This window comes from Pseudomonas saxonica, from assembly GCF_007858365.1.
Classification (GTDB): Bacteria; Pseudomonadota; Gammaproteobacteria; order Pseudomonadales; family Pseudomonadaceae; genus Aquipseudomonas; species Aquipseudomonas saxonica.
On sequence record NZ_VFIO01000001.1, the window covers coordinates 1,083,207 to 1,098,888 of the forward strand.

General features: G+C 55.1%; 9 protein-coding genes. 4 read left to right on the top strand and 5 right to left on the bottom strand.

Going from position 1 to position 15,682, the window contains the following annotated elements:
- Window positions 1–38: 38 nt before the first annotated feature.
- The 4 genes from FJD38_RS05065 to FJD38_RS05080 all read left to right on the top strand — a co-directional run bounded on the left by FJD38_RS05065 (window position 39) and on the right by FJD38_RS05080 (window position 10,423).
- A complete protein-coding gene (locus FJD38_RS05065; RefSeq protein ID WP_146384190.1) occupies window positions 39–1,121 on the top strand; it encodes an HlyD family secretion protein in 1,083 nt (360 codons plus the stop codon).
- Entirely contained in the window at window positions 1,114–2,703 is a 1,590-nt protein-coding gene (locus tag FJD38_RS05070) for an MDR family MFS transporter (RefSeq protein WP_122784865.1), read from the top strand. The genes FJD38_RS05065 and FJD38_RS05070 overlap by 8 nt, the downstream gene beginning before the upstream one ends.
- A gap of 2 nt (window positions 2,704–2,705) precedes the next feature.
- Window positions 2,706–4,121 (top strand): efflux transporter outer membrane subunit, encoded by a 1,416-nt coding sequence (locus FJD38_RS05075; RefSeq protein ID WP_146384192.1) that lies wholly within the window; start codon window positions 2,706–2,708, stop codon window positions 4,119–4,121.
- Window positions 4,122–4,657: 536 nt separating this feature from the next.
- Window positions 4,658–10,423 (top strand): glycosyltransferase family 32 protein, encoded by a 5,766-nt coding sequence (locus FJD38_RS05080; protein WP_146384194.1) that lies wholly within the window; start codon window positions 4,658–4,660, stop codon window positions 10,421–10,423.
- A 64-nt stretch (window positions 10,424–10,487) separates the two neighbouring features.
- Here FJD38_RS05080 and cyoE read toward each other — a convergent pair whose 3' ends face one another.
- From cyoE to cyoA, 5 genes are read right to left on the bottom strand one after another with little or no spacing between them, the layout of a single operon-like run.
- The gene (gene cyoE, locus FJD38_RS05085) at window positions 10,488–11,375 is read right to left on the bottom strand and encodes a heme o synthase (protein WP_122784868.1); all 888 of its coding nucleotides are present in this window, start codon (window positions 11,373–11,375) and stop codon (window positions 10,488–10,490) included.
- A gap of 11 nt (window positions 11,376–11,386) precedes the next feature.
- Window positions 11,387–11,713: a cytochrome o ubiquinol oxidase subunit IV gene (cyoD, locus tag FJD38_RS05090; protein ID WP_122784869.1), complete on the bottom strand. Its 327-nt coding sequence runs from the start codon at window positions 11,711–11,713 to the stop codon at window positions 11,387–11,389.
- Complete coding sequence (locus FJD38_RS05095) at window positions 11,713–12,339, bottom strand: cytochrome o ubiquinol oxidase subunit III (protein WP_122784870.1); 627 nt, start codon at window positions 12,337–12,339, stop codon at window positions 11,713–11,715. Before FJD38_RS05095 ends, cyoD begins: the two co-directional genes overlap by 1 nt.
- A 3-nt stretch (window positions 12,340–12,342) precedes the next feature.
- Window positions 12,343–14,367: a cytochrome o ubiquinol oxidase subunit I gene (cyoB, locus tag FJD38_RS05100; protein WP_122784871.1), complete on the bottom strand. Its 2,025-nt coding sequence runs from the start codon at window positions 14,365–14,367 to the stop codon at window positions 12,343–12,345.
- Window positions 14,368–14,370: 3 nt separating this feature from the next.
- On the bottom strand, window positions 14,371–15,309 hold the full coding sequence (gene cyoA, locus FJD38_RS05105) for a ubiquinol oxidase subunit II (RefSeq protein ID WP_122784872.1): 939 nt from the start codon (window positions 15,307–15,309) through the stop codon (window positions 14,371–14,373).
- Window positions 15,310–15,682 lie beyond the last annotated feature (373 nt).

The window sequence follows — 15,682 nt, forward strand, 5'->3', positions numbered from 1 at the left end:
CGTAATAATTGTTACAACCGCTAACAATTGAGACCGTCATGACCGCACATCAATCGCTCGATGAACCGACCCAGCTGCGGCCATCACGCAGACCCGTTAAAAAAATGCTTTTGAGAGGGTTGGGATTGGCCGCACTGGTCGGTGCAGCGGTTTGGGGGGCGCACTGGTGGAGCGTGGGGCGGTTTATTGAAAGCACCAACGACGCCTATTTGCAGGCCGACAGTCTGAGCGTTTCAGCGAAAGTCTCGGGCACGGTCAGTGAGGTGTACGTCACTGATAACCAGACCGTCAGTGCCGGTCAGCCGTTGGTGCGCCTCGATGTACGGCCTTACCAGGCTGCGCGGGAAAAATCCGAAGCGGCCATTCGTGCCGCGCAAGCTGACATTGCCCGGGGCGAGGCTGAACTGGAGCAGCAAAGCGCTTCGATTGCCCAAGTGCAGGCGCAACTCGACGGTGAAAGTGCCAACGAGCAATACGCCGCCGCACAGGTCAAACGCTACGCGCCACTGGCCCAAAGTGGTGCCGAGACACAAGAGCGCATGGCCGAGCTGCGTAATGCCCTGCGTCAGGCCAGTGCTCAACGGGCGGCTCAGGCCGCCGCCTTGACCGTTGCCCAACGCCAGTTACACACTCAGCGCGCCGCCATCGAACAGGCCCGCGCGCAATTAGCCAGTGCGCAGGCCAGCACCCGCCAAAGCACGCTCGATGAGCAAGATACCGTGGTTTACAGCACGCTGGCCGGACGGGTGGGCAGCCGTTCGGTGCGGGTGGGCCAATACCTGCAACCCGGTACTCGGCTGATGACCATCGTACCGACCAATGATGTGTACCTCACCGCCAATTTCAAGGAAACCCAGATCGAGCGTATGCACCCAGGCCAGACGGTTGCGGTGCACATTGATGCTTGGCCGGGGGTTGAGTTCAAGGGCGTGATCGAGAGCCTGTCACCTGGCACCGGCTCGCAATTTGCCTTGCTGCCGTCCAACAACGCTACCGGCAACTTCACCAAAATCGTCCAGCGAGTACCGGTGCGTATTCGCCTCCAGCCTTCACCCGACGCCAGCATCGAATGGATGCCGGGATTGTCAGCCACGGCCGACGTCGATACCCGTCGTGGCTAATGCAGCCGCTGCACCCGCAGCGCTCAATCCCCCTCAGGCAAATGCCAGCACCAGCGACTGGATCGTAGTCTTTGCAGGTGCGCTGGGGGCATTAATGGCCACCCTGGACATTTCCATCACCAACGCCGCGCTGCCGCAGATTCAGGGCCAGATTGGCGCCTCGGGCACGGAAGGCACGTGGATTTCGACCGGCTATTTGATGGCCGAAATTGTCATGATCCCGCTGACCGCCTGGCTGACGCGGGTGTTTGGGCTGCGCAATTTTCTAATCGGCAACGCGATTCTGTTCAGCCTGTTTTCAATCCTCTGCGGCCTCAGCGAAACCTTGCCGCAAATGGTCATCGGTCGACTCGGCCAAGGCTTCGCTGGCGGTGCCATGATCCCAACGGCGCAAGTGCTGGTAGCCACCCGCTTGCCGCGCCATCAAATGCCCATCGGCATGACGATATTCGGCCTGATCGTGCTGCTTGGCCCCCTGCTGGGGCCGGTCTTGGGCGGCACCCTGACCGAGAACTTCAGCTGGCGCTGGTGCTTCTTCTTGAATATTCCGGTGTGCGCTCTGCTGCTGGTCATGCTGAGTCAGGGCCTGAAAAAAAGCCCGGGCAACTGGCAAGCGTTTATCAAGGCCGACTGGTTGGGGATTATCGGTCTGACCCTGGGCTTGAGTGCCATGACCGTGGTGCTGGAAGAAGGCAACCGCGAGCGCTGGTTCGAGTCCTCACACATCATCGCGCTCAGCCTGCTGGCCGTGGCCGGGATTGCCCTGCTGCTGTTTGCACAGAAACTCACCCAAACGCCGATCGTGCGCCTCAGATTGTTGCTCAACCCACGCTTTGCCAGCGTGATCGCGATTGTCTTTGTGGTCGGCTGCGGGCTGTATTGTGTGGCCTTTGTGTTGCCGCAGTTTCTCAGCAACATCGCGGGTTTCAACGCTCAACAATCGGGCGCAGTGATGCTGATGTCAGGCCTGCCGGCCTTCTTGATGATGCCGATTCTGCCGCGCCTGATCGGCCGCGTAGACACCCGCCTTTTGGTAATGGCTGGCCTGGGCTGCCTGGCCAGCAGTTGTTTACTGGCCACGGGCCTGACAGCCGACAGTGTGGGCGACAATTTCACCCGCACTCAATTACTGCTGGGGCTGGGCCAGGTGCTGGCGATGATGCCGCTCAATCAGGCGTCCATGAGCTGTGTGCCGCCCCATGAAGCAGGCGAAGCGGCCGGTATCTACAACATGGCACGCAACCTCGGTGGCTCGGTGGGGCTGGCGTTGCTGGGCACCTTTATCGAACGGCGCAGCAGTTTTCATGACGACACCTTGCGCGATGCCGTGAACGTGCAATCCGTCGAAGCGCAAAACCACCTTGCAACGGCGACCCAAGGCTTTTTCGCTGAACACGGCGACCTCGCCCATGCCCAGCTTCAAGCCTTGGGCCAACTGGCCAGTCAAATTCAAGTGCAGGCGCAAGTGATCACCTACAGCGAAACCTTTTACGTACTCGGCATCGCCTTACTGCTGTGCCTGCCTCTGGCCTTCTTTTTGAAAAAACCGCCGGCCGGTACGCCCTTGAGCACAGGACACTGACCATGATCGCGAGTAAAACCCTCACCCTGCTGTGCCCGCTGTTGCTGGTGGGCTGCACCCTTGGCCCGGACTACCACGCCGCGCCCGACAGCACGCTGCAAGGCACGGCCTTTCAACGTCAAGTGCCCGGAACTCGGGCCAATACGCCGCACGTGGCCGAGTGGTGGCTAGCCCTGAACGATCCGCTGCTTAACGAGCTAATCGACAGCAGCCTGCGCAACAGCCCCGATCTGCACGCTGCGGCAGCACGCTTGCGTCAGGCCCGCGCGGGCCTGTCAGAAAAGCGCAGTGACCTGCTGCCGAAAAGTTCGGCCACGGCGGCAGCGTTGTACACGGGCTCGGGAGACAAAAACACCGACGCCACGCACCTGTACCTGAGCGGTTTTGACGCCAGTTGGGAGCTGGATATTTTCGGCGGCGGCCGCCGTGCCGTTGAAGCAGCCAGCGCCGAAGCCGATGCCGTACAGGCCGACCTCGCTGATGCCCATGTGCAACTGGCCGCTGAAGTCGGCCAAGCGTATGTCGGCTTGCGTGACCAGCAGCAGCGCCTGCATATTGCACGCGAGTCCGAAGCCCTTGAGCGGCAGTTGCTCGACTTCACCGAACAACGCCTGGCTCAAGGCACGGCCTCGGAACTGGATCGCGAGCGCATTGCCACTCAAGTAGAAACAACCCGGGCCGCCTCCATTGCACTGGAACTGGACGTAATCGAATCTCTTGATGAACTGGCCGTGCTCAGCGGCCTGCCACCCGGTGCATTGAACACCCGCTTGCAGCAGCAAACGGCCCTGCCCGTGCTGCCCGTCACCGTCAACATCGGCGACCCTGCGCATTTGCTGCAACAACGCCCTGACATCCGCGCCGCCGAACGCCGTCTGGCCTCCAGTACCGCGCAAATCGGCGAACGCAAGGCAGCGGCCTTTCCCAAAGTCAGCCTGTTTGGCTCGCTGAGCTTCAGCGCCAGCGAACCGGGCCATTTGCTGCGCAAAGACAACCTCAGTGCGCTGGGCGTGCCGTATCTGCAATGGAACTGGCTGGATTTTGGCCGGGTACAGGCGCAGGTCACCCAGGCCGAAGCCGGGCGCGATGAAGCCCTGGCCAACTACCGCAGCAGCGTACTCAGCGCATTGCGCGATGCTGACGTGGCGCTGGCTCGCTATGGCAATGAACGTCAACGTCGCAGCACCCTTGGCCGGGTCGAGAGCAGCGCTGTGCGCGCCTCCCAGCTGACCGATCAACGTTACCGTGCGGGCACCAGCAGTGTGCTGGACTGGCTCGACGCCGAACGCACCCGCTACCGTGCCGAACAGGACCGGGTTCACAGCGACGGCCAACTGATCAAGGACTACATAGCTCTGCAAAAGAGTCTTGGGTTAGGGTGGCGCACTCTACCCGCTCGGCACTGCTGCGAAACTTGAAAAGCCCCACCTATTTAATTACTTAACCTTACAAATAACGCCTATAACTTACACCCCCCTACCGGCAAGTATTAGCCGAAAACCGACAATACTTGCCAATCTTTAAACATATTAAGTGCAGGCCGCGCTGACGCCTCGCCCTTATGCAGAGTGCAACAGCGTCCGCACACATTATTTGTTGAACATGGCACCGTCTTTGCTCTTCTGATTAAAACAACAGGAGCATTGCATAATGAAAAACCAACAACACCTGCCGCACTAAAACTCTCCTTCCACAGGCGCTTATCGCGCTGGCAGAAAACGATCCGCAAAAAGCAGCGATGCTGGCTGAAGCCTATGCTTATAACTCCTTGAATGGCGAGGGCGCTGATCTGTCTGATTACCCTTTAATACGTTTGCAGTGCCGATTAATACTAATATGCAAAAGGTGCCGGCTGGCACTTCAACCCAATCAGAAAAGCTGACACATATATACCACCCCACCCCAGAACACCTGACTTACTTTGAAGTTATCCCCCACAAGTAAGTGACATCCCATGAACACCTACAGCAGCCAAAAAATAGCGAGCATGGATATCTATGACATTGCTAACAACCTCGGCTATCGCACGACCGACCGCAGTGACTCAGCCGCCTTCAACCTGGCGATGAAAATCATTGCCGGACTGCTCAGAGAGTGTTCCGCAACTGATCTAACGAAAGAGCTGTGTGCACGTGCGACCTTCTTGAAAGCCTTCTGCACACAACTCAGTGCACGCCGTACAACCGCACTGGCCATCGGTACTGATCTTGATAAAACAGATCATCAGCATGTAAAGGACCTTGTTTCCAAACTGGCCAATCTGATTTGGAGCCTCGAGTTTCCGTTGCTCAGTTACCCCCTGCTCCACCCGCATCAGACGTCACGTGCGGCGTTCAGAGCGAACGTTATTGCAACGCTATCCAGTTTTCCGTTGAACCGGGTGATGAGCGAGTGCACCACTCACTTCATCGCCAATCTGCTCGACTGCCAGCACCTGAGTAACCTGCAACAGGTACTGGCCAACAGACTGATGACTAACAACAGCATCGAGATGCTGATGGCCAGGCAGCCGAGCCTGATGGAGTGCATACACGCGGAACTCAAGGCCATTTTTACCGATCTGCCAGATACCCTGTTGCTCGCCAACTTTGACTCACTGTGGTTTGTCGACAGGGAAGATCACACTGTGTTTGAGCAAAGCCTGGGGAGCTTGATCCGACAATCGTTAGCGAACGCCCCTCCAGAGCCTGTGCGTGTTCCTCTTGAAATTCGTTTTTTGACGCAACTGAACCCACCCAATGAAGACTACCTGTCGATTACTGAGCCTCAGTACCAGGCCTTCTGTGAGCGCATCAAAAACCTCAACACAACTTACATCGAGCGCTTGAAAGGCTACTGGAGCAGCCCCGCAGATAGCCGTGCCGAGGCACCTACAAAAGAGCAGGACTATGGCGCCCACCTCAGGCTGCTTCTAGAGACGCAATTGCAACTGTTGTGCGCCGACGGCTACTTTGACCAGGATGATGACAGCGCCATCCGCACCCTGATCTTTCAGCCCTCTCTTAAAACGCCAAATAAACTGCGGGCTGCGCGACTCGGCATACGCAATGGTGCCTCATTAAACTCGCGGGGCTGTTCATTTGCCGTGGCCTTCCAGGTCAGGGGGCCAGCTGCAGCAGTACCCCGGACCACCTATGTGCTCACCGCGCACCGGGGCTTTGAGGTGTTCGCCAACGCGAACCAGGCAAGAGTCGAGCTGAACCAGCAATTGAACAACCGCCAAACGCTACCTGCCTGGGTTGAGTATGTGGGCCTGGAACATAAGGCAGAGACGGCGTTTTTCAATCACCGTGTGCGTAAAACCATGACCTTGGAACGCTTCAGGGAAAACATCATTCCGGATTTAATCGGTTTTAAGCTCGAACAAAGCTATCAGGACATCAACACCACTTTTAACCAGTACCGTGCGCTTGAAACCGAACCACAAACCATGAGCCTTAGCACGTGGTTTGACCTGGCAACAGGACGCACAATGGAGCCCACCACGGGCGATCTTTTAAATACTCGCGTTAACCGTGTTATCGAACGCTCCCTGCCCGAAGCGATAGCTCAGGCGTTTTTGATTCAGCAAGAGCCGCAGGTGGAATTGCCCCTGCATAGCCCTCTGCCAATCCGCGACATTGCCCACGTACTGCACCCGTCAGCCGAGCTGCAAACGCTGATCACCGATGATCAATTTAAAACCTTCGCCAGCCATCTGCTGGCTACGCCCCAAAACCAAACCCTGTTGAGCCGTGTGCTGGAGGGCGTGCTTGATCCGATGGCAGCAAAGGTTCCGATCACCGCCGAAATGGGCCTGAAGCTGGTTCATAAATATGCCAGCCACACCACAGCAATACCCGAGATTGATAGCCGCAACCACCGAGTCACCATTGCGGTGCAGCAAGCGCTGCGAAACAAAACGCTTTTCACCGCCGATCATCACTACCTGACGTCGTGCTTTTTGTTGCTGGGCAGTGCAGCTACAACAGGCACGAACGTTGAGCCCCTGAGTACAAGCCTTTGGGCATCGGCCCGTGTGTCCGCAGCGTCTTCAACGCTGGACATCCATGCCAATATTTCAGGAGGTGAGCGCACGCCAGATATCAATGCGCTGACGGTATACCTGAAACTTTCGACGCTGATTCGTGACCCAAGGTTTCCCGAATCCGGGCTGCATCGCGACGCGACCTTCACCACGCTTATGAGCATCGTGGTCGATTCACCTGTTTTTCATCAGTTGGAACTGGCCGCTGTCGGTACGTCTTCATGGACAGAGCGAGAGCGCCGGGAGGCAACACCCGACATGACCAGGGCACTCGCCCTGGCTTGCATTACCGACTACCTGTATCCACCAGAGAACCACACCGAAGGCTATGTCTGCGGTCTTAACTTGAATACTCAGGCAATGGGCGGTCACTCGATCAGTGAGGTGCGGCGCCAAGTCATGGAGCATCTGCGCAGCACGCTCCAATGCACGAGCGAACCGGCTATGCGTCTGGCTTTCGAATTGATTGCCGGGCGCTACTGCCCGCAGTTAACGGTGTATGACGTTCCGCAGGATCTGCGCTATGGCTATACCCGAGAGGCCGTTGACTTTCGTCACGCCGTGGCACTGGCCGAATCAACACTGCCCGGCGCTGCAGTGGCGCTGGGGTATCAGCGTCTGATCGAACTATTGAACGAGACCCTCTGCGAATCGATGAACCACGATGAACAACTGGCCATCACCTTATTGCGCCGAGAGCCCGTCCTGCATTTTGCGATGTGCCGCGGGAAAATCCCCTTCACCGACATAGCCGAGGTAAAACCTGAAGAGGTGATGATCGCCCTGCAATACGCCATCGAGCTTGATGAACAAAAGACCTCGGCCATGACCACACTGGTGCAGCTCCCGCCGGATCGCAAAAAAATGGCACTCCAGCAATTGTCAGAGCATCATCCGCTCACCGATGTGCATCAAAAAAGGCCGTTTACTGAGGCTGAAATCCATAAGTACTTCGTCACCCGCTTCAAAAACCTCGGCCGCACCATGAACCTGTCGCTCTTGGAGCGGTATATGACCTGCGGCCAGGATCGTGCCTTCTCAGATAGCGAGCTGGCCTTGGAGTCCCAGGGTTTGGGGGGGTGCACATTGTTGAAGGCATTCAATGAACAGTTCGATGCTTTTCAGCAAAAATACAACGCGGCACTGATTGTACAACTCACACACGCGATCAATGACCTAACCCCCGAACTGCGTCGAGACCTGCTCAATGCCGAACATTTCCTGAGGGTTTCTTTCACGGTTGAGGGCGAAGAGGTACCGGGCTTCTATGGCGTGTTGGCATTTTCAACAGACCCGCAAAACAATAGTTTCTATGAAGTGTTTTGCCCTTCCGGCACTGTCCGCAAAATACGCGCTGAAGGTAACGCCTATATTCTGTATGACTCTGATGATTGGGCACCCACTGAGGCAAACAAGTACGTCATGGGTGTTCCCCAACTCGATCAACAAGCGTACTTGACGGGCATGCCCGGCACTCTGAAAGTCACACCCTCTTTAACGTTGAGCTTTACGTGGAACAATCCGGCGGGAGTCAGCGAAGAGCAGCGTGTGCAGCAACTGTGCGAGAAGTTGGTTAACTCAATCTTTAGCCTGAGCCTGTCACAAGTGCGTCCCGTATTCAGGGGCTCGACACCTTATGAATCGTACCGTGATGAGTTGGTCAATCGAACTGAAATCATTTTCAACGTCATTATTCCGTTCTATGCCCTGTATCGAGACATTGAGACCGAGAATGTAACCACAGGGACGGCGATATTCGGCGCGCTGGAAGTTCTGGCGTTTGTTTTGCCGTTTGGCAAAGCGGCTTATAGCGGTTTGAGAGCCTCCATCACACTGGGCAAGGTTGTGGTTCGCAGTACATCGCTCGGCGTATCAAGGTTTGCACTGAACACCATGAAAACACTCTATGCCAGCAAAGCATTTGCTACGACGTTGGGCAAAGGGTTGATTTCCGCCGCCAACCCGTTGGCTCTGGCAGGGCTTTTGTTCCGAGGCGGACTCAAAGGGGTGACGCTTATTCAGTTCAAGCTCCAGACCGCAAAATCGCTGAATAACGTGATATCACTGGTAGGACTTAAAGCCAAACTGAACCCCGAAACCGCCTATTCATCATTTGTTACGGCCCCTTTGATTCAACCAAAAATCATTAACAGCCCCTTTATCGACGCGCCCCTTGTTGCATTCAATCCTGATTTTTCTTGGGGAAATCGAAAGCTGAACATTGCTCAGCAACAGTATTTTCATGTCAATGATGTCGACTTATCCATCACACAGCGGGTTAATCATATTTATCAGCTGACGGGTGTTAGCTACATCCAGATGCAGGGCAATATTTTTGCGGTTACACGCCCTTCAGGCAGTGCATTTCTGCACGTGTATAAAGGCTCTGTGACAGGTCCGGCGGTACGATTTAACACGGCTCAAAATAGATGGGAACTTGCCCATAGCGGCTTGGCAGGAGGGATGGAGACGCCTTCAACGGCCCATTTTTTTCAGCGACAGCTAAGTGTACCCATGGATAACGTAATGAATTTAAGTGCGCCTGCTCACACACCCGATTATGCAATCATGTTGAGCCACTATCTGATTCCCGTTGCATATGACGCCGACCTTGGTACCTGGCGCCAACGTATCGTCAAGAAAAACTCTGGGCCCCAGGCCGAGATGGATATGAGCTTCGGCGATCCTGTCTGGCTTAACGCTGATGGGAAATGGCAAAAAGGCAGCATCGAAAAATTCAACGCGGTCAAAGCCTCCCTACCCGCCGCCCAAGAACGTGTAACCATTACACTGCCGCAGTTACCTCAATTGCCGAAAAACCCAGTGGCCATCCCCAATCACATTCATTACATCTGGGTCGGCACTCAAGTACCGGGCAGTCACTTGTTTGACCGGATTGCTAAAAACCTTGAGTACTCCACTGAGTTCACCTCCACCTTGCACCTCGATGTAAGCGATGAACTGTTTATTAAAATAAAATCGATGAGCGAGAAATACACCCCTCAGTTACAGCTCTCAAACATCAAGAACGAACCTTTTTACGACGTGTTCAAAAACAGTTCCAACGCTGAACAATACACAACCCTGATAGCGGCAGAACATAAAAACTGGTCCGCGGCCTGCGACGTGATTCGTTTTCCGCTGATCAATTATTACGGTGGCCTCTATATGGATTTGGACGATGCGTTGATCGTGGCCTTGGCCGCAGACGATATCAAAGCAGCCCCCCATGACCTATTGTTAGGCAGCATCGTTACTGAAACCACATTGGACTTTGAGGGCTATAACACCAGCCACTTTGCATCCCATCCTAATAACGATCTGTTAACCGCTATCTCTGCCGAAATGCACAAGCGTTTTATAGAGAGCAGGGACTTTTACTCACAGCCCAAACCCGTACTTGATCTGAGGCTGTCGGGGGACGCCTTGATCAAAAACAAGGCCGATTGCAAAGCCTATCACCAGAACTATTTTCGACTCACCGGCCCCACACTGATGAATGATGTGCTGATCGCTAAAATACCCGTTGTCCATAAAACGGTGTTTGAGTTAATGCCCAAGTACAGCACACTCCAGACACAAGGCATCTATGATATCAGGCATCACAAACAAGCGATTGATTGCACCCACCACTACTTCCCCTTTGCCAGTAAGTACATTATCGAAACCGGCAACGAGCATTCCTGGGTCTAAGCCTTTGTGAAGACGAAAAAAAACCGCCTTTCTTGTCGAAAGGCGGTTTTTTTGTCTGGCTTAATTAGTGCGCGTAAGTGAGTAACAACTCGCTTGGCACTTTGAAGTCCAGTGACATCATGACGCTCAACGCGGTAATGGTGAAGATCGAGAACACGAACAGCTTGCGTGCCCAGACCTTATCGTCGACAGCTTTATAGCCTGTCCACGCCATGTACAGCCAGTACATGCCCATCGCTGCTGCTACGGCCATGTAGCTCATGCCGGCGTAACCGCCAAGCGTAAGCATCAGGGTCGCGATCAGGAACGCGAGGATGTAAAGCAGGATGTGCTTCTTGGCAACCTTGATCCCGCGCTTCACCGGCAACACCGGAATCGATGCAGCCAGGTAATCGTTGAAGCGGAAAATCGCGATGGCGTACGAATGCGGCATCTGCCACAGGCTAAACATCACCAAAAGGGTCAGGGCAGCCATGTCGAAGTGGTTACTCACTGCGACATAGCCGATGACCGGAGGCATTGCACCCGACAGACTGCCTATCAGCGTGCCGTGAACCGACTTGCGCTTGAAGTACAGGCTGTACAAACACACGTAGATCACAAAGCCGATCGCTGCGAACAGAGCCGCCAGCGGGTTGGCCACGCGATACAACAGCGCAAGACCAGCAACCCCCAGCAAGGTGGCGTAAAGCAGTGCCACCTTGAGGGAAATCAAGCCTTGTACCAATACGCGGTTTTTGGTGCGGTCCATCTTGATGTCGATGTCGCGGTCAATGCAGTTGTTAAACACGCATCCAGACGCAACCACCAAGGAGGTGCCGATTACCGCGGCCAGGAAGAGGGCAAGATCGAAATGCCCCTTCGAGGCCAGGAAGAACCCGCCTGCCACAGAAAGCACGTTACCGAAAATGATCCCCGGTTTGGTGATTTGGATAAAGTGCTTGAAGGACATCGGGTCTTACCTCACTTCGCCATCATTTCAGCGTGGATGCTAAACATGATCCACAGGGACAAGCCCACCAGCAGGACAATTACCAGCGCGGCAAACACCAGCGCTGTCACGTTGTTGCGTTGTGCCGGCGAGCGGTCCAGGTGCAGGAAGTACACCAGGTGAACAACCACTTGCACCACAGCGCACAGCAGTACGACTGCCAGCGTGGTGATTTTCGGCAAGCTCGGATACATGACCAGCCCGAACGGAATGGCGGTCAGGATTACCGACAGGATGAAGCCGATCACGTATGACTTCACGCTGCCGTGGTTGGCGCCGTCGGAATGTGCGTTAGCCATTACAAAGTCCCCATCAGGTAAACAACGGTGAATACGCAGATCCACACCACGTCCAGGAAGTGCCAGAACAGGCTCAAGCAGCTCAGACGGGTCTTGTTGGTTGCCGTCAGGCCGTTTTTCTGCACCTGATACATCATGATCGCCATCCAGATCAGACCGCTGGTCACGTGCAGACCGTGGGTACCAACCAGGGTGAAGAACCCGGACAGGAAGCCTGAACGGCTAGGGCCGTAGCCTTCGGAGATCAACAGATGGAACTCGTTGATTTCCATGGCGATAAAGCCGGCACCCAGCAGGAAAGTCATCGCAAGCCAGAACAGCACTTGCGGCTTCTTGCCCTTGAACAACGCCAGCATGGCGAAGCCGTAGGTGATCGAGCTGAACAGCAACAGGGCAGTCTCACCCAGTACGTACGGCAGTTCGAAGATGTCGTGGCCCGACGGGCCACCCGCAACGTTGTTCACCAATACCGCATATACCGCGAAGATCGACGCAAACAAGATGCAGTCGGTCATCAGGTAAAGCCAGAAACCGAATACGGTAGTCTCGCCTGCGTCGTGATGTTCGTCATGGTGCTCATGGTCGTGACCATGAGCGTTTCCAGCAGTGGTCGCTAAGTTCGACATGGTTTAAACCTGTTCCAACTTGGATTCAACACCGGTAGCCGGGATTGCTTTGGCGGCTACCAAACGCTTGTGCTGCTCGGCCTCGATACGCTCGATGGTCTCGACCGGCACCATGTAGCCTTGGTCGTCACGGGCTGCGTGAGCAACGAAGACAACAACCGTACCTACCAGGCCCACGATGGCCAGCCACCAGATGTGCCAGATCATCGCGAAACCGAATACGGTCAGCAGTGCGCCCATGTACACACCAGTAGCGGTGTTGTTAGGCATGTGGATCGGCGAGTACTTGGCCGGAGCCTTGTAAGCCGTACCGTTTTCCTTGGCTTCGGTGAACGCGTCGATACCGTCTACTTTTGGCACTACGGCGAAGTTGTAGAACGGAGGTGGCGACGAAGTCGACCATTCCAGGGTGTGGCCATTCCATGGATCGCCGAATTCGCAGGCGTTCTCTGGTTTGTTACGGTCACGTACGCTGACGTACAGCTGGATCAACTGGCTGATGATGCCCAATGCAATCAGGAATGCGCCGAACGCAGCTACGTACAGGTAAGGCACCCACTCTGGGTTGGTAGTGGCGTTCAGACGACGGGTCATGCCCATGAAGCCCAGTGCATACAGCGGCATGAACGCGATGAAGAAGCCAACAATCCAGAACCAGAACGCTGCCTTGCCCCACTTCTCGTTCAGTTTGAAGCCGAACGCTTTAGGGAAGTAGAAGCTGAAACCAGCGATGTAACCAAATACCGCACCGCCAATGATCACGTTATGGAAGTGAGCAATTACAAACAGGCTGTTGTGCAGTACGAAGTCAGCACCCGGGATGGCCAGCAGTACGCCAGTCATACCACCAATGGCGAAGGTCACCATGAAGCCCAGGGTCCACAGAACCTGGCTGGTGAAGCGCAGACGACCTTGGTAGATGGTGAACAGCCAGTTGAATAGCTTGACCCCCGTCGGGATCGAAATAAGCATCGTCGCCAGACCGAAGAAGGCGTTGACGCTTGCACCCGAACCCATGGTGAAGAAGTGGTGCAGCCAAACCATGAAGCCCAGCACCGAGATCGCGCCGGAGGCGTAGACCATCGAGTGGTGACCGAACAGACGTTTACCGGTGAACGTGGAGATAACTTCAGAGAAGATCCCGAACGCCGGCAGAATGAGGATGTACACCTCAGGGTGACCCCACGCCCAGAACAGGTTGACGTACATCATTGGATTACCACCAAGTTCACTGGTGAAAATGTGGAAATCCATGTAACGGTCAAGTGTCAGCAGTGCCAGGGTAGCAGTCAGGATCGGGAACGAAGCCACGATCAGGACGTTTGCCCAGGTGCAGGTCCAGGTGAAGATCGGCATGTCCATCAGTTTCATGCCTGGAGCACGCATCTTCAGTACGGTCGCCAGGAAGTTAACCCCGGTTAACGTCGTACCTAACCCCGATAACTGCAGGGCCCAGATGTAGTAGTCCATCCCCACGCCAGGGCTGTACTGCAAGCCCGACAGCGGCGGATAAGCAACCCAACCGGTCTTGGCGAACTCGCCGACGCCCAGCGACAGGTTGACCAGCACAACGCCGGACACCAGCAGCCAGAAGCTCAGGGAGTTCAGGAACGGATAGGCAACGTCACGTGCGCCAATCTGCAGCGGCACCGCAAGGTTCATCAGGCCGGTGAAGAATGGCATCGCCATGAAGATGATCATGATCACACCGTGAGCGGTGAAGATCTGGTCATAGTGTTCAGGCGGCAAGTAGCCAGGTGAACCCTCGGTGGCCATGGCCAACTGGGTACGCATCATGACGGCGTCGGCAAAGCCGCGCAGCAGCATGATCATGGCGACGATGATGTACATCACGCCGATTTTCTTGTGGTCGACTGACGTTAGCCATTCAGTCCACAAGTAGGTCCACTTCTTGAAGTAGGTTATTGCTGCAAACAGTGCCAGACCACCCAGCGCGATCATGGCAATGGTCACCATTACGATCGGCTCGTGGAATGGGACCGCTTCCCAACTTAATTTACCAAACATCGTTTACTCCTCTGCCCCGGCAGCTGAATTCGAACTCTCGTCCACCCCATCGGTCCCGGCGACTGCTTTCTTCTCGTGCTTGACCGGTTTGCCTGGTGTCATACCTTCATACTTGTCGATGATGGTCTGGAACAGGTTCGGTGCGTACGAAGAGTAAAGCGCAACGGGGTTGTTTTGGCTTGGCTTGGACAAGGCGGCGTATTCAGCTTGATCAAGCTGTTTAGGTGACGCTTTGACTTCATTTACCCAGGCGTCGAATTCGGCCTGAGAAGTCGCAATCGCTTTGAATTTCATGCCAGTGAAGCCCGCACCGCTGTAGTTGGCAGAGATGCCATCCAGTTCAGCGTTGTGGTTGGCAATCAAGTGCAACTTGGTCTGCATACCGGCCATGGCGTAGATCTGCCCGCCCAGGCCCGGAATGAAGAACGAGTTCATGACCGTGTCAGAGGTGATACGGAAATTGATCGGCGTATTGGCCGGGAACACGATCTTGTTGACAGTGGCGATACCCTGTTCCGGGTAGATGAACAGCCACTTCCAATCCATTGCCACCACTTCGATGGTCAACGGTTTGACGTCGGATTCAAGTGGACGGTATGGATCCAGAGCGTGGGTCGACTTGTAGGTCAAAACGCCCAGGGCGAGGATGATCAGGATAGGAACAGTCCAGATCACGACTTCGATCTTGGTAGAGTGCGACCATTTAGGTGCGTAGGTAGCATCCTTGTTCGACGCACGGTATTTCCACGCGAAGATAAATGTCATCGCGATGACCGGGACCACAACCAGGAGCATCAACAATGTTGCAGTGATGATCAGATTCCGCTCTTCGATCCCGATCTGCCCCACTGGATTGAGCAATGTCCAATTGCAACCTCCCAGCAGCAACGTGCCGAAAAGTGGCAATAAGCCAAGGAGTCTGGGGTACCTTTTTTTAGTCATCTCACGACCTCTAAAACAGCTTGCACAATGCAGTTGGTTTTTTTCGCCAACGCTTCGCCCTGCCAAGCGTTGGCTCTTTTCCGGAATTGTATGAAGCCCTGCTCTATCACTATCAGGCGAATAGGCGAATTCCGGGGTAGCAGTGATTTCTTATTTGATACGTGGTCAATGGCCTTGTTACAGACCAAATCCATTTGGTGCAGAACTTAGAAGGGTTGCCAGTACCTGGGAGTCGCATGGGACGCCTGTCGAACCGCCCAGACGACCGTCAACTACCCGCTTGGGCTCGGGACGAGCAGGCTGGACGTTCAGTGCGTGCGATTGTAGTTAGGTAGCCCTCCATAAACCATGTCTCATACCGAAATAATTCATC

What these genes read in the sequence shown, in the direction of transcription:
- cyoE (WP_122784868.1), bottom strand. Translation starts at nt 11,375, where the DNA reads ATGTCCTTCAAGCACTTTATCCAAATCACCAAACCGGGGATCATTTTC.
- FJD38_RS05080 (WP_146384194.1), top strand. Translation starts at nt 4,658, where the DNA reads ATGAACACCTACAGCAGCCAAAAAATAGCGAGCATGGATATCTATGAC.
- cyoA (WP_122784872.1), bottom strand. Translation starts at nt 15,309, where the DNA reads ATGACTAAAAAAAGGTACCCCAGACTCCTTGGCTTATTGCCACTTTTC.
- FJD38_RS05065 (WP_146384190.1), top strand. Translation starts at nt 39, where the DNA reads ATGACCGCACATCAATCGCTCGATGAACCGACCCAGCTGCGGCCATCA.
- FJD38_RS05075 (WP_146384192.1), top strand. Translation starts at nt 2,706, where the DNA reads ATGATCGCGAGTAAAACCCTCACCCTGCTGTGCCCGCTGTTGCTGGTG.
- cyoD (WP_122784869.1), bottom strand. Translation starts at nt 11,713, where the DNA reads ATGGCTAACGCACATTCCGACGGCGCCAACCACGGCAGCGTGAAGTCA.
- FJD38_RS05095 (WP_122784870.1), bottom strand. Translation starts at nt 12,339, where the DNA reads ATGTCGAACTTAGCGACCACTGCTGGAAACGCTCATGGTCACGACCAT.
- cyoB (WP_122784871.1), bottom strand. Translation starts at nt 14,367, where the DNA reads ATGTTTGGTAAATTAAGTTGGGAAGCGGTCCCATTCCACGAGCCGATC.